16 protein-coding genes are annotated in these 16,220 nt (G+C 67.1%); 8 read left to right on the forward strand and 8 right to left on the reverse strand.

Annotated features, from left to right (window positions below; genetic code table 11):
- Nucleotides 1–3 precede the first annotated feature (3 nt).
- Both AC1DT6_RS16895 and AC1DT6_RS16900 read left to right on the forward strand, forming a co-directional pair.
- Nucleotides 4–504 carry a peptidylprolyl isomerase gene (locus tag AC1DT6_RS16895; RefSeq protein WP_428177898.1) on the forward strand — a complete coding sequence of 167 codons (501 nt, stop codon included), beginning with the start codon at nt 4–6 and terminating at the stop codon, nt 502–504.
- An 86-nt stretch (nt 505–590) separates the two neighbouring features.
- Entirely contained in the window at nt 591–1,382 is a 792-nt protein-coding gene (locus tag AC1DT6_RS16900; RefSeq protein ID WP_477102781.1) for a UDP-2,3-diacylglucosamine diphosphatase, read from the forward strand.
- Between the two features lie 37 nt (nt 1,383–1,419).
- Here AC1DT6_RS16900 and cysE read toward each other — a convergent pair whose 3' ends face one another.
- From cysE to AC1DT6_RS16915, 3 genes are all read right to left on the reverse strand, one after another.
- A complete protein-coding gene (gene cysE, locus AC1DT6_RS16905; protein WP_045238026.1) occupies nt 1,420–2,163 on the reverse strand; it encodes a serine O-acetyltransferase in 744 nt (247 codons plus the stop codon).
- A gap of 218 nt (nt 2,164–2,381) precedes the next feature.
- Entirely contained in the window at nt 2,382–3,503 is a 1,122-nt protein-coding gene (locus tag AC1DT6_RS16910) for a PrpF domain-containing protein (RefSeq protein ID WP_441630080.1), read from the reverse strand.
- A gap of 4 nt (nt 3,504–3,507) precedes the next feature.
- Entirely contained in the window at nt 3,508–4,479 is a 972-nt protein-coding gene (locus tag AC1DT6_RS16915; protein ID WP_441630078.1) for an RNA methyltransferase, read from the reverse strand.
- 137 nt (nt 4,480–4,616) lie between these two features.
- Here AC1DT6_RS16915 and AC1DT6_RS16920 point away from each other — a divergent pair, with 137 nt between their 5' ends.
- Entirely contained in the window at nt 4,617–5,435 is an 819-nt protein-coding gene (locus AC1DT6_RS16920; protein WP_045238028.1) for an inositol monophosphatase family protein, read from the forward strand.
- Nucleotides 5,436–5,623: 188 nt separating this feature from the next.
- Here AC1DT6_RS16920 and AC1DT6_RS16925 read toward each other — a convergent pair whose 3' ends face one another.
- A complete protein-coding gene (locus AC1DT6_RS16925; protein WP_441630075.1) occupies nt 5,624–6,283 on the reverse strand; it encodes a pyridoxamine 5'-phosphate oxidase family protein in 660 nt (219 codons plus the stop codon).
- A gap of 143 nt (nt 6,284–6,426) precedes the next feature.
- Here AC1DT6_RS16925 and pdxR point away from each other — a divergent pair, with 143 nt between their 5' ends.
- Both pdxR and AC1DT6_RS16935 read left to right on the forward strand, forming a co-directional pair.
- On the forward strand, nt 6,427–7,902 hold the full coding sequence (pdxR, locus tag AC1DT6_RS16930) for a MocR-like pyridoxine biosynthesis transcription factor PdxR (RefSeq protein WP_441630087.1): 1,476 nt from the start codon (nt 6,427–6,429) through the stop codon (nt 7,900–7,902).
- A 324-nt stretch (nt 7,903–8,226) separates the two neighbouring features.
- Complete coding sequence (locus AC1DT6_RS16935) at nt 8,227–8,391, forward strand: hypothetical protein (RefSeq protein ID WP_441630089.1); 165 nt, start codon at nt 8,227–8,229, stop codon at nt 8,389–8,391.
- 9 nt (nt 8,392–8,400) lie between these two features.
- On the opposite strand, the gene AC1DT6_RS16940 is transcribed toward AC1DT6_RS16935, so the two are convergent.
- A complete protein-coding gene (locus tag AC1DT6_RS16940) occupies nt 8,401–8,826 on the reverse strand; it encodes a universal stress protein (RefSeq protein ID WP_441630073.1) in 426 nt (141 codons plus the stop codon).
- A 347-nt stretch (nt 8,827–9,173) separates the two neighbouring features.
- On the opposite strand from AC1DT6_RS16940, the gene mutS reads away from it, so the two are divergent.
- Complete coding sequence (mutS, locus tag AC1DT6_RS16945; protein WP_441630071.1) at nt 9,174–11,867, forward strand: DNA mismatch repair protein MutS; 2,694 nt, start codon at nt 9,174–9,176, stop codon at nt 11,865–11,867.
- Nucleotides 11,868–11,980: 113 nt separating this feature from the next.
- Nucleotides 11,981–12,958: a hypothetical protein gene (locus AC1DT6_RS16950; protein WP_441630085.1), complete on the forward strand. Its 978-nt coding sequence runs from the start codon at nt 11,981–11,983 to the stop codon at nt 12,956–12,958.
- Between the two features lie 109 nt (nt 12,959–13,067).
- Here the strand turns inward: AC1DT6_RS16950 and AC1DT6_RS16955 are convergent, their stop codons facing one another.
- Nucleotides 13,068–13,601, reverse strand: a complete 534-nt coding sequence (locus AC1DT6_RS16955) for an FKBP-type peptidyl-prolyl cis-trans isomerase (RefSeq protein WP_276289530.1) — start codon at nt 13,599–13,601, stop codon at nt 13,068–13,070.
- Between the two features lie 11 nt (nt 13,602–13,612).
- Here AC1DT6_RS16955 and AC1DT6_RS16960 point away from each other — a divergent pair, with 11 nt between their 5' ends.
- The gene (locus AC1DT6_RS16960) at nt 13,613–14,821 is read left to right on the forward strand and encodes a ribosomal protein uL16 3-hydroxylase (RefSeq protein ID WP_441630069.1); all 1,209 of its coding nucleotides are present in this window, start codon (nt 13,613–13,615) and stop codon (nt 14,819–14,821) included.
- Between the two features lie 144 nt (nt 14,822–14,965).
- Here the strand turns inward: AC1DT6_RS16960 and AC1DT6_RS16965 are convergent, their stop codons facing one another.
- Together AC1DT6_RS16965 and AC1DT6_RS16970 are read right to left on the reverse strand one after the other, a co-directional pair.
- A complete protein-coding gene (locus AC1DT6_RS16965) occupies nt 14,966–15,325 on the reverse strand; it encodes a hypothetical protein (protein ID WP_441630068.1) in 360 nt (119 codons plus the stop codon).
- 58 nt (nt 15,326–15,383) lie between these two features.
- Nucleotides 15,384–16,172: an MBL fold metallo-hydrolase gene (locus AC1DT6_RS16970; RefSeq protein ID WP_441630067.1), complete on the reverse strand. Its 789-nt coding sequence runs from the start codon at nt 16,170–16,172 to the stop codon at nt 15,384–15,386.
- Nucleotides 16,173–16,220 lie beyond the last annotated feature (48 nt).

Here is a 16,220-nt window from a genome sequence, read left to right on the forward strand (position 1 = left end):
CAAATGTCCAAGGTAGAACTCCACACCAGCCAAGGTGTCATCACCATCGAACTCGACGCCGAAAAGGCGCCCAAGTCGGTTGAAAACTTCCTGTCCTATGTGCGCAAGGGCCACTACGACAACACCATCTTCCACCGTGTGATCAAGAACTTCATGATCCAGGGCGGCGGTTTCGAACCCGGCATGAAGCAAAAGGCCACCGATGCCCCGATCGAGAACGAAGCCGGCAACGGCCTCAAGAACGATCGCTACACGGTTGCCATGGCGCGTACCAACGCACCGCATTCGGCCACCGCGCAGTTCTTCATCAACGCGGTCGACAATGACTTCCTCAACTTCACCTCGCCGACCCCCCAGGGCTTCGGCTACGCCGTGTTCGGCAAGGTGATCGACGGTACCGACGTGGTCGAGACGATCAAGGGCGTGCGCACCGGCAGCGCCGGCTTCCACCAGGACGTGCCGCTCGAAGACGTGATCATCGAAAAGGCCGTGGTGGTTGAATAAGTCACTGCCCCCCGCCAGGACACGCTCTACCGCGCGCCTTGGCGGGGTCGCGGCACGAAGTCAGGCCAGACTCTCTCTCCAAGCGCATGACTGTGACCCAATCCACGCCGGCTGCCGGCGCCCTTGCGGTGCCAGCGCCGGCGTGGTTCATTTCCGACCTGCATCTCACGGCGGAGATGCCGCGCACGCTGGCGTCCTTCGAGCGCGTGCTCGAACGCGCGGCGCAAGGCTCGCGCGCGCTGTTTATCCTGGGTGATTTCTTCGAATTCTGGGTAGGCGACGAGGAAGCCGACAGCCCCTTTGCGGCGCAAGTGGCCGCCATGCTTCGCCAGCTCGCCAGCCGAGGCGTCCAGGTGTACCTGATGCATGGCAACCGCGACTTCCTGCTGGGACAGCGCTTTGCGCGCGCCGCCGGCGCCGCCTTGCTGCCCGATCCGACCGTGATCGAATGCGCCGACCAGCGCGTGGTGCTCAGCCACGGCGACATGCTGTGCACCGACGATGAACGCTACATGAAATTCCGCCGCTGGACCCGCAAACGGTGGGTCCAGCGCGCATTCCTGTCGCTGCCGCTGACGCTGCGCCTGCGCGTGGCGCGGCGGCTGCGCGCCGATAGCGAGGCGGGCCGCGCCGACCAGGCGCGCCGCGATGCCCCGCCCGACTACGGCGACACCACGCCGCAAGCCGTGGCGGCGCTGTTGCGCGACAGCCATGCACCGGTTCTGGTGCATGGCCACACGCACCGCCCCGCCCGCCATGAAAGTCCGGAGGGCGTGCGCTGGGTGTTGACCGACTGGGACCTCGACGGCAAGCGGCCACGCGCCGCCGTGCTGCAACTCGACGCGGACGGCTTCCACGTACTGCCGCAAGTGGACTGACGCCGGGGCCGGCGTCCCCCAGGCGGCCCCGGCCTCCCTACTTCATCAGCTTGCGCAACTCACTCGCGTCGAAGCGGTCGTTCGGCGTGTTCTCAAGGTGCTCGCCGAGCCGGTCCAGCGCAGCCATCACCGTCTCGAGGCGCTCGTGCTGCTGGGCCGCATTGTCGATCAGGCTCTTGAGCGCCAGCGACACCGGATCGTCCGCGTTCGGCGTGATGCCGTAAGCGGAGAACTCCTGCTTGGCACCCTGCTGCCCGGTGGGTGCATCCGGCAGGATGATGCGCGCCGGGATACCAACCGCGGTGGCGCCCGGCGGCACCGGCTTGAGCACCACGGCATTGGAGCCGATGCGCGCGCCGTCGCCGATGGTGTAACCGCCAAGCACCTTGGCGCCGGCACTCACCACCACATTGGCGCCCAGCGTGGGATGGCGCTTCACGCCCTTGTAGAGCGATGTGCCGCCCAGGGTCACGCCCTGGTAAATGGTGCAGTCGTCGCCGATCTCGGCGGTCTCGCCTACCACCACGCCCATGCCGTGATCGATGAACACGCGGCGCCCTACCTTGGCGCCGGGGTGTATCTCGATCCCGGTGAAAAAACGGGCCCAGTGGGAAATCCACCGGCCGAGCCAGTGAAACCCCGCGTTCCAGCAAGCATGGGCGAAGCGGTGAAACATCACGGCATGAAAGCCGGGGTAGCAGGTCAGCACCTCCAGACGGCTGCGCGCGGCGGGATCGCGCCGCATGATGGCGTCGATATCTTCCTTCAGACGAGAGAACATCTTGGTCGTGTCGTGTTGCCACGCCGTGCGCCGCGCGTCCTGGGTCAGCAGGACTGACGCGCGTCGCCGGCATGGTCATTGGCCGGTGGGAACGGGATCAGGGAGTGTAAGAGATTTGCTACCCTGCTGCCGCCATGGACATGGATTGCGATGACGCGGTCCGCCTTTGCCGTACCGCGGTATCGGCCGCGGTGCGTGGAGGTGGACGGCGGCCGCCATCAACATCGCTCGGGCACGTGGACCAGGCCAGTCATCAGGCGGCGAGCGCTGTGGCTCATCACGGCGCGCTCCATCACCCAGGCCCCATCGCGCCTTGCCGTGACGGCGCCCACGGCAAGGACGCCCGACGCATGGCCGATGCGGGTCTGGCTGCCGCTGCGCACGGCGGCCCGATGCACCACCGAGTCCGGCAGGTTGGCAGCCGCCGCCAGCGCGATCGCGTCGGCCCCGGTAAAGGCAGGGTCGGCGCTGCGGCGCAACACATCGATATGGGCCGCGGCCAGCGAAGCCCCGGTGCTGGCGCGATAGCCTGCGGGCGGTGCCACCCATGCGATCCTGGGCGTGGTGGGACGCTCGCGCGTGGCGGTTTGCGCATCCGGCGCCAGTCCCATGGCCACCGCGCCCTTCGCGCGGATAGCCTCGAGCCCGGTCAGCAGCCCGGTGTCCGAGTCGATCCGTTCGGGCCGTTCTGTGCCATCCAGTCCCAGGTCGGCAGCGCGCACGAACACGGTGGGAGTGCCGGCCGTCACCAGCGTCGCCTCGATGCGGCCCATGCCTGGCACATCGAGCGTGTCCACCACGTTGCCGGTGGGACACAACGGCAACTGCGCGGTGGCCGGCTCAAGGTAATCGAGCACGATTTCGGCTGCGGGAAACGGCACCCCGTCTTCGCGGAAATCACCGTCCTCGAACGGATGGCCATTGCGGCAAGGCACGTGGGCGTGGAACACCTGGCCAATGCCCTGCTGCCAGATGCGGACCGTGGTGATGCTGTCGCGCGCCGGGACAAAGCCCCGCCAGATCGCGAACGGGCCCACCGCCGCCGACAGGTCTCCGCCATGGCCGGACCAGTCGATCCGCCGCTCGCCGATGGCCACCGCGCCGAACAGGCAATCGACGTCGCAGTCCGGGCGCTGCGAGGGACGCAGCAGCGCAACCTTGCTGGTGCTGCAAGTGGCGCCGCCCATGCCGTCGGCATGCGTGCCATACGGGTCGGGCGAGCCGATCACGCGCAGCAGCACGGCATCGCGCTCGGCCGGGTCGGTCGGCAGGTCGTCTGCCAGCAAGAACACGCCTTTGCTGGTGCCGCCGCGCATGTAGTAGGCCGGAATCTCCGCCACTTGCTTACTTCTCCTGTTTCACTGGCGCCCGTGCGCCGGCGCCTTGCGTGGCCATCAGCATGTGCTTGGCAATGCCCCGCAGGATATTGACTTCCTCTCGCTCCAGCCCGGTGCGCGCGAGCAGCCGGCGCAAGCGCGGCATCAGCTTCTTGGGGCTGGCCGGATCGAGAAAACCAATCGCTTCCAGGCCGGCCTGCAGATGGCCGAACATGGCCTCGATCTGCTCGGCCGTGGCCGGTTCGCCAGCATAGCCGATCTCGGCGAGCGGCGTAGCCCTCACCTCCAGCAGCGCCAGCCGCATCTCGTAGGCCACCAGTTGCACGGCCTGGGCCAGATTGAGCGAGGTATAGGCCGGATTGGCGGGAATATGGGTCACCGCCGAGCAGCGATCCACCACTTCGTTGGGCAGGCCGAAGCGCTCATTGCCGAACACGAAGGCAATGTGGGCGCCGGCGGCGGCCGGGGCGGCGGCATGCTGGGCGGCGATACGGGCACCGGCCTGCGCCACCGCGTCGCGCGGGAGCAGCCGCGGCGGCCCGAACTCGCGCTGGCGGGCGGTGAGCGCCACCGCGTAAGCGGTGCCGGCCAGCGCGACCTCGATGCTCTCTACGATCACCGCGCCGGCCAGCACATCGTCGGCGCCACTGGCCATGGCAATGGCATCCGGGTGCTCGCGCACCGCCGGCTCGCGTGGCGAAACCAGCACCAGGCTGCCCGGCGCGGCGCCAAAGCCCATGGTCTTCATGGCCCGCGCAACCGCACCGACATTGCCCGGATGACTGGTTTCCACCAGCACGAAGCGCACCGCGGCAAACGCGGCGGGGACGCCGCCGGCCGCATCCGGGCCGGTGCCGGGAGAAGCACCCGGGGGCGGAATAGGGGCCGGGCCGGTCTGGGGATCGGCGGCTGCGGCGGGGGCGCCGTTGGCGGCCGCGCTCGTCTGGTTCTGCGGGTTCATATACAATTCAGGCTTCATCTTCGGTGCGCCGCCCGTTTTTATGCGATGGCGACGCGCCCGTTCTTCTACAATCCGTTGTGTTGTCAGCCGCCCCGGGGGGCGGCGCGCCGGCCTTTTGCGCCAGGCGCGCACCCTTGGCCGGCCTGGAGAGATTCATGCATCCGATGCTAAATATCGCCGTCAAGGCGGCCCGCAAGGCAGGTTCCGTCATCAACCGCGCGTCGATGGACGTCGACCGGGTTCAGGTCTCCCGCAAGCAGCACAACGATTTCGTCACCGAAGTCGACCGCGCCGCCGAGGCCGCGATCATCGAGATCATCCGCACGGCCTACCCGGATCACGCCATTCTAGCGGAAGAGTCCGGCCCGTCCTGGGGCGAGGGCGAACCCACCAGCGAATACGTCTGGATGATCGACCCGCTCGACGGCACCACCAACTTTATCCACGGCTTCCCCCAGTACGCGGTTTCCATCGCCCAGCTGCACAAGGGCGTGCCGGCGCAAGCGGTGATCTACGACCCTTCGCGTGACGAACTCTTCACCGCCAGCAAAGGCGCGGGCGCGTTCCTGAACAACCGCCGCATCCGCGTATCGCGCCGCGACAAGCTGGCCGACTGCCTGATCGGCACCGGCTTTCCCTACCGCGACATGGAAGGCCTGGACCAGTACATGGAACTGTTCGCGCTGATGACGCAGAGCTGCGCCGGCTTGCGCCGCCCGGGCTCGGCCGCGCTCGATCTCGCCTACGTGGCCTGCGGCCGCACCGATGGCTTCTTCGAACAAGGCCTGCATCCCTGGGACATGGCCGCCGGCATGCTGCTGGTGACCGAAGCGGGCGGCCTGGTGGGCAACTATTCGGGCGAAGCGCGCCAGCTCGAACAAGGCGAAGTCCTGGCCGGCAACCCCAAGGCCTTCGCACAGATGGTGCGCCTGCTGTCCCCGTTCTCCGTGGACAACGCCAAGCCGGCCCGGTAAAAGCACAACGCAACAAAGCGCCCCACATCCATGGGCTGCCCGCCGGCGGGCCCCTTCACGCGATGCGAAGCGAGCGGTGAGGGTGTGCTTGGCCGCGCGGGGCGCCTTCTTCGCTTCCCTTCCTGGCAAGACAAGAAGGCAGGTCGCCCCTCCCCCCCCCCCCGCAGAGGATGAAACTGCCTTCGACGTCAGGCAGTTGCAGTGAGATCTCCCCAACGCGCCACATACTCCGGCAGACTCCCCTGCACGCCGTCCGGCACCGGCTGCAACCCCTGCAAAGCCATCGGCAACACGCCGGCCCACACTGGCAGCGCAAGATCTGACTCGTCATCCTTGGGACCTCCGCTGCGAATCTTGGCTGCCGCCTCGTCCAGACCGATCCGCAACACCGTGGTCGCCGCCAGCTCATTGACGTCACCCGGCCTGGCCTGCGCCGAGCGGCCCGGCGCGATGCGCTCCAGGAAGGCGTCCATGGCCGCTGCCTTGGCGGCGCCGTCAACCACTTCGAAGCTGCCGTAGATCACCGCCGAGCGATAGTTCATCGAGTGATGAAATGCCGAGCGCGCCATCACCAGCCCATCCAGATGGGTCACGCACACGCAGACCTGGCTGCCCGTGGCCGCCAGCTTCAGCATGCGGCTGCCATTCGAGCCATGGATGTAGAGGTGCTCCGCTTCGCGCCAGCACGCGGTGGGAATGCAATGGGTGCCCCGATCGTCCGCGAAAGCCACGTGACAAAGATAGGCGTCATCGAGGATCGCATGAAGGATGGCGCGATCGTAGCGGCCGCGATCGGCAACGCGCCGCACGCGGGTACGTTCGCTCGGCGGCATCGGTTTCTGGTTCATGGTGGCTCCCTGGGCTATGGTGGGTTTTGCCTGGCGGCGACATGCCACGTCCGGCGTTGCAGCCAAGATAGGGTTTTCGTGGCACCATGGGTAGACCCATGAGCAGTCCCATTTTTAGAACCACGGCTTTTTGCAACGACACCATGGACTACGGCTTGCTGGTCTCTACCTTCACGCGCCAGCTCGACGGGCGCAAGCTCACCCAGCAACGGCTGCTGTACGAATGCCTGCGCGGCGCCATCCTCGACGGCAGGATTGCGCAGGGCAGCCAGCTGATCGCCACGCGCACGCTGGCGGCGGAACTCGGGATGGCGCGCAACTCTGTGATCTACGCCTACGAGAGCCTCGCCGCGGAGGGCTTCGTGGTATCGACACGGCATGGCACTACGGTCGCGCGCGTAGGTCTGGTAAGAGCCGGCCATGGCGCGGGGGCGGTCAAGCGCGTCGCCGAACTATCGCGCCGCGTGCGAGGCCTGCGGCGCGATGGCGATCGCATGCACGACCTGCTGCCGTTCGTGCCCGGCGTGCCGGACCTCGAAGCGTTTCCGCTGGCGGCGTGGCGGCGCTGCGTCGAGCGCGCGTGGCGCCAGCTCGCGCCCCACCACCTTGGCTATGGCAGGATCGAAGGGCAGCCCGCACTGCGCCATGCCATCGCCGAATACCTGAAGGTATCACGCGGGGTGCGCTGCGAGATGGACCAGGTCTTCATCACCGACGGCACCCAGACCAGCCTTGACCTGTGCGCGCGCATGCTGGCCGACCCCGGCGACACCGCCTGGATCGAGAACCCCGGCTACGGCGGCGCGCGGGCCGCCTTCCAGTCCGCCGGCCTCCGGCTGGAACCCGTGGCCGTCGACGCGGACGGGCTGGCGCCCCGGCCCGAACAGTGGCACGACGCGCCGCCGCGGCTGATCTACATCACGCCGTCGCACCAGTACCCGCTGGGCTCCATCCTCAGCCTGGAACGCCGCCTCAGGCTGATCGAAGACGCCCGCGCCGCCGGCGCCTGGATCGTGGAGGACGACTACGACAGCGAGTTCCGCCGCGGCGGCGTGCCGCTCTCGGCGGTGCAGGGGCTCAGCGAAGACGCGCCCGTTATCTACCTGGGCACGTTCAGCAAGACAATGTTCCCGGCCCTGCGCCTGGGCTTCATGGTGGTGCCGCGCTACCTGGCCGCATCCATCGCCGGCACGCTGGGGGAAATCGCCCGGCGCGGCCATGTGGCCGAGCAGATTGCACTGGCTGATTTCATCGACAGTGGCCAGTTCGCCCGTCACCTGCGCCGCATGCGCCAGCGCTACGGGCAACGCCGCGATGCCCTGGAAGCGGCACTGGATCGGCACCTGCGCGGCAGCGTGACGGTCTCGGCCAGCGCCGGCGGCATGCACCTGTCGGCACGCCTGGAACTGCCTCTTGCCGACACCGTGGTCAGCCGCGCGGCGCGCGAGCAAGGACTGATCGTGCGGCCGCTTAGCACCTACCGCTTGCCCGGCACGCCGCTGGCGCAGTACAACGGCTTCGTGTTCGGCTACGCCGGCGTGCCTCCCGGCGCCATCGACGGGCTGATCGCGCGGCTGGCGCAGGTAATCGACGCACTGCGGCCGCAGCAGGGATCGTAAAAGCGCGGCGTCGAAGACCACTCTTGGGAGTCGGCCTGCTTGCCGCCTGCATCACTCCCACGGGACTTCCAAGTTCGGCGTGCTGGCAGGCGAGTATGCAAGCACCGACGCCGCGCTCCGTGCGCTGCGCCGCAATAGCGACCCGGGTGGCGAACATGGCGGCATGGTCGAAATGGTGGAGGCGCCTGGCTGACAAGCCGCTCGATCCACTCGCACCGGGAACCCGCCATGCCATTGCCGTGGTGCCGCTGCTGGCATGGATTGGGCTCTGGGCGCCGACGAGCTTTCGTCCTCGTGCCACGGGCCCGAGGAGGCCTTCCTGGCTTGCTGGCCGAGCCGCGAGTGCCGAACGGCAAGTGGACAAGGTTCTACATGGTGACTTGGCTGGCCTTCACGGCGGGCGAGATCATCCCGCTACCCGGCGAACTGCAGGCGCGGCTACACCAACAAGGAAAGCAAATGGTGCTGCTGCCGATGAATGTGGCGTGACGGCGCGCTCTACCTGACCAGCGTCACCGGCACGCGCGACATGCGCAACAGCTTGTTGGTCAGCCTCCCCGCCAGCAGCGCGCCCACCGCCGTGCGCCCGGCGGTGCCCATCACGATGGCATCGCAGTCGTTCGCCGCCGCAACCTGCGCGATGGTCTGCGCCACATCGCCCACCTTGATCTGCGCGACATACCTGGCCCCGGCATCGTCCAGAATGCTCCGTGCATCGCGTAGCGCCGCCTCACCACTTGCTTCTTCGAGCTTACGCAAGGCGGCCAGCGAGTGAAAGGCCGACGCCCGGCCGGATTCCAGCGGCGGCTGGACATTGAGCAGGACCACCTCGGACACGCAGCGGTCCCGGAACATGAAGGCAGCATGGCGCACCGCATCCAGCGCGTGCGCAGAGCCGTTGACGGGCACCAGAACTCTCAGCATGTCGAACACCTTCCCTTGTCTCAATTGTTTCGCCTGTCGTCCAGGCCTGCTATCTGGAATCCATATAAGGCCGGACGGCGCAAATATTCTGTAAAGAGACTGGCGATGGTGTATTTTTTTTGTAAAGACCCTTGGACTGCCTCCGACTGCCCGGCGATGCCTCCCCGCCCCCATCCCGGTCCCTTCTCGCCTCTTCCTGCCCCTTCCGCGCCCGGCTCGCAGTAAAATGCCCGTTTTATCCGCGCCTGCCCCATCCACGGCGCCTGCCGCGCACGCCGCGCCAGGGCCGCAGGCCGCCGGAGTACCCGAAAACAGGCGGTTTCGCCAAAGCCGCCCGAGAGGATTGCATGTCCGTAGAACCCCGACAGTCCGCCAAGACCGAGCCGAAGGCCGGTGCCGCGGAAAAGCACACGCCCATGATGGCGCAGTACCTTGGCCTGAAAGCCGACCATCCGGACACCTTGCTGTTCTACCGGATGGGCGACTTCTACGAGCTCTTCCACGACGATGCCGAGAAGGCCTCGCGCCTGCTCGATATCACGCTGACATCACGCGGCTCATCCAACGGCGTGCCGATCCGCATGGCGGGCATCCCCTTCCATTCGGTGGACCAGTACCTCGCGCGGCTGGTCAAGCTGGGCGAATCGGTGGCGATCTGCGAACAGATCGGCGACCCGGCCACCAGCAAGGGGCCGGTGGAGCGCAAGGTGGTGCGCATCGTCACGCCGGGCACGCTGACCGACGCGGCGCTCCTGCCGGACAAGGCCGATACCTACCTGATGGCGGTGCATCAGCAAACCACGCGCCGCGGCGTCAGCAAGACCGGCCTGGCCTGGCTCAACCTCGCCAGCGGCGAGCTGCGCCTGATGGAGTGCGAGGTGTCGCAACTGGGCCGCGAGCTGGAGCGGATTCGCCCGGCCGAACTGCTGTTTGCCGACGGCATGGAATTGCCGGCCCTGGCCTGCGCGCGGACCCGGCTGCCCGAATGGCATTTCGACCAGGAAGCCGGCACCCGCCGCCTGCGCGAGCAACTCGCCGTGGCCAGCCTCGATCCGTTCGGCTGCGCCGGGCTGGGCGCCGCGCTCGGCGCGGCTGGCGCGCTGCTCAACTATGCCGCATCCACCCAGGGGCAATCGCTGCGCCACGTGAAGGGCGTGACGGTGGAGCGCGAGTCGGAGTTCGTCGGCCTGGACACCGCCACCCGGCGTAACCTGGAGTTGACCGAAACGCTGCGCGGCGGCGAGTCGCCGACGCTGTTCTCGCTGCTGGACACCTGCGCCACCGCCATGGGCAGCCGCCTGCTGCGCCACTGGCTGCACCATCCGCTGCGCGACAGCACGATTCCGCAAGCACGCCAGCAGGCTATCGGCGCCATGCTCGGCCAGGGCACCGATGCGCTGCGCGCGGCGCTGCGCCGGCTGTCCGACGTGGAACGGATCACCGCACGCCTTGCCCTGATGAATGCGCGTCCGCGCGATTTGTCCTCGCTGCGCGATACGCTGACCGCGCTGCCCGACGTACAGGCCTGCCTGCGCGCTGACGATGCCGCGCCGTTGCTGAACCAGACGGTGAGCGAACTGGCTGTGCCCTGGGAATGCCATGCGCTGCTGGTCAGCGCGGTGGCGCCGGAACCGGCCACCGTCATCCGCGATGGCGGCGTGATCGCCCGCGGCTACGATGCGACGCTGGACGAGCTGCGCGATATCTCCGAGAACTGCGGCCAGTTCCTGGTGGAACTGGAAGCGCGCGAGCGCACCCGCACCGGCATCGCCAACCTGCGCGTGGAGTACAACCGCGTGCATGGCTTCTACATCGAAGTGACCAACGGCCAGGCCGACAAGGTCCCCGACGACTATCGCCGCCGCCAGACGCTGAAGAACGCCGAGCGCTACATCACGCCCGAGCTCAAGGCCTTCGAAGACAAGGCGCTGTCGGCGCAGGACCGCGCGCTGGCACGGGAGAAGCTGCTCTACGATGCGCTGCTGCAACAGTTGCTGCCTCATATCGGCGAGTTGCAACGCGTGGCGGGCGCGCTGGCCCGGCTCGACGTGCTGGCCGCCCTGGCGGAGCGCGCGCAGACGCTGGACTGGACCCAGCCCGAGCGCGTCGAGGAAAACGTGATCGACATCGTGCAAGGCCGGCATCCGGTGGTGGAGGGCCAGCTCGCCGCGGAATCCGTGCCGTTCATCGCCAACGACTGCCAGTTGACCGAAGCGCGCAAACTACTGCTGATCACCGGCCCGAACATGGGCGGCAAGTCGACCTTCATGCGCCAGACCGCGCTGATCGTGCTGCTGGCCTGCGTGGGCGCCTACGTGCCGGCACGGCGCGCGGTGATCGGTCCGATCGACCGCATCTTCACGCGCATCGGCGCCGCCGACGACCTGGCGGGCGGGCGCTCCACCTTCATGGTGGAAATGACCGAAGCCGCCGGCATCCTGCACAACGCCACACCGGCCAGCCTGGTGCTGATGGACGAGATCGGGCGCGGCACTTCGACCTTCGACGGCCTCGCGCTGGCGTGGGCGATCGCGCGCCACCTGCTGGCGCACAACCGCAGCCATACGCTGTTCGCCACGCATTACTTCGAGCTGACGCAACTGCCGCAGGAATTCACGCAGGCGGCCAACGTCCATTTGTCGGCGGTCGAGCATGGCGATGGCATCGTGTTCCTGCACGCCGTGCAGGATGGCCCTGCCAGCCAGAGCTACGGCCTGCAGGTCGCACAGCTGGCAGGTGTGCCGCAGCCGGTGATCCGCGCGGCGCGCAAGCATCTGGCGTGGCTGGAGCAGCAATCGGCGGATGCCACGCCCACGCCCCAGCTCGACCTGTTTGCCGCACCACCGTCGCCGCTGGACGACGATGACGACGACTACACGGAGCGGGACAGCGGGCCGCCGGCCAGCGCCATCTCGCCGCAGCAGGCTGCGCTGCTCGACGCGGTCGCCGAGCTGGACCCGGACAGCCTGACCCCGCGTGACGCGCTCGACGCGCTCTATCGCTTGCAGGCGCTCGCCAGGGGCGCAGTAGCCACCGCATGATGCCAATCCGGCTCGTGCGCGAGCGCATGCAACGATCGGGGACATCCGGGCCAACCGCTGCGTATGCGCGGCCGCCTGGCGGCCCGGCGCGGATTGCCACGCTGGGCATATTGATGGCGCTGCAGGCACTGCCTGGCCAGGCGCTGGCTGACCGCGCCCGCGGCCCGGCTGCCGAGATGGTGCGCGTCGCCTTGATTGCCGATCAGCCGCAGTGGCCGGCTGCCGAGACGGGCACCACCCGCCTGCTTGATTTCGTGGCCGCGCGCCGTCTCGATTTCGTCGTCCATCTGGGCGGGATCAAGGGCGACACCGAATCCTGCGGCGATGCCTTGCTCACCGTTCGCCAGCGCTTGCTCGACCAGTCGCCCCTGCCGCTCGTCTACCTGCCCGGCGAAACCGACTGGGCGGAATGCCAACGCGCCGCGAACGGCCGCTTCGATGCCGTGGAGCGGCTGAACCGGCTGCGTGAGCTGTTCTACCCGGCGGATACCACGCTTGGCCAGCGCGTCCTGCCGCTGACGCGGCAATCCGACCAGGCCACCTTCCGCAGCTATCGGGAAAACGTGCGCTGGAGCGCCGGCAATGTGATGCTGGTGGGCCTGAACCTGCCTGGCGACAATAATCACTACCGCTCGGAAGGCGGTCGCAACGGCGAGTTCGAGGATCGCCGCGAGGCCAACCGCCAGTGGCTGGCGCGCGCTTTTTCGCTGGCGCAGCAGCGCAACCTGCCCGGCATCGTGGTGCTGGCGCATGCCGACCCGCAGTTCGGCAACGGCTGGGAACAGCGCGGCAACCCTTCCTTGTTCGATGGCTTCCTGCGCCGCCGCGCGCGCGACGGCTTCCTGGAGTTCAAGCGGCAGTTGCGGGAGCTGGCCGGCCGCTATCGGGGCCAGGTCCTGCTGGTGCACACCGGCGCCGGCGGCTTCGGCATCGACAGGCCGCTCAAGGATGCCGGCGGCAAGACACTGCGTAACGTCTCTCGCGTGGTCCTGCCCAGCGGCGCTCCCGGCCAGTACGCCGAACTGGCGATCACCCCTGGTTCGCCGTCTCTGTTCGAAGTCACGCTCAAGGATGGCCCCGAAGCGGAGTAAAGACGCATCGGGCGCATCGGGTAAATCCAATGCCGCGAGCCCAACAAAAAAGCCGGCAAGGCCGGCTTATTCGTGGGTACTGCCGCGAGGTCTCGCGCGCGCCTCGCACTCAGTGCAGGGTGCGGCTGCTATCGCCTTCGTCGTCCTCATCCTCGTCCACGACTTCGATGCCCGAGGCACCATGCGCGTGGCCGTGCTGCACTTCGTCGGCCGTAGCTTCGCGCACTTCGGCCACCTGCAGCCAGAAACGCAGTGCCATGCCCGCCAGCGGATGGTTGCCGTCCAGCACCACCTTGTCTTCCGCGACGTCGGTCACCGTGTAGATGATCGAGTCCTCGTCATCGCCGTCTTCCGGCACGCCTTCGAACTGCATGCCGATTTCCAGCGGCTCGGGGAAACGGTCGCGCGGCTCGACCTTCACCATGTCGGCGTCGTAGTCGCCGAAGGCTTCCTCGGGCTCGAGCTGCAACTGGGTTTCGAAGCCGGATTCATGGCCTTCCAGCGCTTCCTCGATCTTGGGGAACGTGCCATCATATCCGCCGTGCAAGTAAACCATCGGCTCATCCGACTCCTCGATCAGATTGCCCTGCGCATCCGACAGCTTGTACACCACGGATACCACCGTGTTCTTAGCGATTTTCAATTCTTGACTCCATGAACGATTCCGCATTATACGCGCAGGCCTTGCCCCCCGGCCCCGTCGATCCCGACGCGCCACTCGCCTTGCTGGGAGGCATGACGCCGGCCGCTTTCATGCGCGATATCTGGCAACGCAAACCCCTGCTGATCCGACAAGCGGTACCGGGAATCGAGCCGCCGGTATCGCGCGAGTCGCTTTTCGAACTAGCCGACCGCGACGACGTCGAGTCGCGCCTGATATCGCACTTCCGGAACCGCTGGAAGCTTGAGCAAGGCCCCTTCGCCGCCGATAACCTGCCCTCGCGCAAAGCCCGCCAATGGACCTTGCTCGTGCAGGGCGTTAACCTCCACGATAGTGCAGCCGCGGCTTTGTTGGGACAATTCCGTTTCGCCCCCGATGCGCGCCTGGACGATCTGATGATCAGCTACGCCACCGATGGCGGCGGCGTGGGCCCGCACTTCGACTCCTACGACGTATTCCTGCTGCAAGTATCGGGCCGGCGCCGCTGGCGCATCTCGTCCCAGGCCAAGCTCGACCTCGTCCCGGACCTGCCCCTGAAGATCCTGTCGGACTTCACCCCGGAAGAGGAATGGGTGCTGGAGCCGGGCGATATGCTTTACCTGCCACCCCAGTATGCCCACGACGGCGTCGCCGAGGGCGAGTGCATGACCTACTCGATCGGCTTCCGGGCCCCCGCCTACCGCGAGCTGGCAGGGCACTTCCTGGCATGGCTGTCGGAAACGGTCGAGGACAACGAGGATCTGGGCGGCCGCTATGCCGATCCGGGTGAGGCGGCCACGGCACATCCAGCCCAACTGCCGGCCCAGATGGTGCGTGCCGTGACCGAACGGCTGAGTGCCCTGCGTTGGTCGGGTGGCATGGTCTCGGAGTTTCTGGGCGCGCATCTCTCCGAACCCAAGCCGAGCGTCGAGTTTGCGGAAATACCCGAAATCACATTGAAGAAATACAACAAACTCGCCCTGGCGCACGGCATCGTGCTTGCGCCGGGATCAATTGCCCTGTATGACCGCACCCATTTCTTTATCAATGGGGAAGCCTACGAACCGCCCGGCGCGCTGGCGCGCTGGCTGCGGCAGCTGGCGGACCACCGCTGCCTGAGCGCCGCGGAAGTGGCCGCCTGCGCGGATTTGCCGGACCTGATGGAGACTTTTCATCACTGGACGCTGGAAGGATGGCTGCAATTTGCACCATCTGCCCTGTAATAATCCGTAACAAGCAAAAACAGCAAAAGAGAGCGCTACACAAGCCGGGAAAACGCGGATATAATCGTCGGCTGGCTAGTACTGTGTACCACTGCATTTGTCGGCACCCGGGAGAGCCTCTATTTTGCAGTTCAAGAGCGATAATTACCGGTAATTATTCATCGCCTGTTTTTCTGTTATTAAAGTTAAAGGACGAACAATGAAGAAGTCTCTCCTGATCGCATCGCTGCTCGCCGCCGTTGCTCTCGCCGCTTGTGGCAAGAAGGAAGAAGCCGCTGCTCCGGCACCGGCTGCCGAAGCATCGGCTGCCGCTGCTGACGCAACGGCTGCTGCTTCCAGCGCAGCAACCTCGGCTGCTGCAGCCACCGGCGCAGCCGCTGAAGCCTCCGGCGCAGCCGCTGAAGCCTCCGGCGCAGCCGCTGACGCTTCGGCCGCAGCTGCCAAGCAGTAATCGGTCTCCACCGATAAAAAAGCCGACCTTCGGGTCGGCTTTTTTTCGTCCATATTTCGTCCAGGGGCGTCGCCATCACAACGACGGACCGGCCATCCGCGCCACCCCGCCTCAGGCCCTGACCGGTTGCCAATCAAGGCCTTCATGCTGGTCCGCCACCAGGATTTCGCCGGCGGATGTGCCCAGCACCGCTGCCAGCGCCTGGGTGGCCAGCTCCCCTGTATTGTTTTGCTGGCTCAGGTGCGCCGCGACCACGCGCTGCAGCCCCGGGTGTGCCACGCTTGCCAGGATGTTGGCAGCGACTTCGTTTGCCAGATGCCCGAAATCGCCACCGATGCGGCGCTTGAGCGAATACGGGTAGGCCGAATTCCGCAACATTTCGCGATCGTGGTTGCACTCCAGCACCAGCGCATGCACGCCCGCCAGCCGGGCGGTGACATAGGGCGTCTCCATGCCCGCATCGGTCAGCACGCCAAGCCGGGCATCGCCATCGCTCAGCACGAACTGCAGCGGCTCGCGCGCATCGTGCGGTACCGTGTACGGAAGGATGTGGATGCCGCCGACGACCAGCGGATGGTCGGCGCAGCAGACGCGTACATCGGCCTTGTCCGCCCCGCGCATATGCGAGGTGGCCAGCCAGGTGCCGTGACTCGTGTGCACCGGCACGTCGTGGCGCGCAGCGAAGGAATACGCCGAGCCGACATGATCGCCATGCTCGTGGGTGACCAGCACGGCATCGAGCTGGTCCGGCGCGACGCCGAGCCGCTCCAGCCGCCGCGCGGTTTCGCGGATGCCAAAGCCGCAATCGAGCAACACCCGGGTCGTGGTGGTGCCCTCTTGCGATTCGATCAACAGGGAATTGCCCTCGCTGCCGCTGCCGAGGAAGGCGAAGCGCATCATGCGCCAGCCTCCCCGGACAACTTGCGGGGCCACCCCGCGGCCGGGCGC

This window comes from Cupriavidus sp. 01L45 (assembly GCF_056399885.1).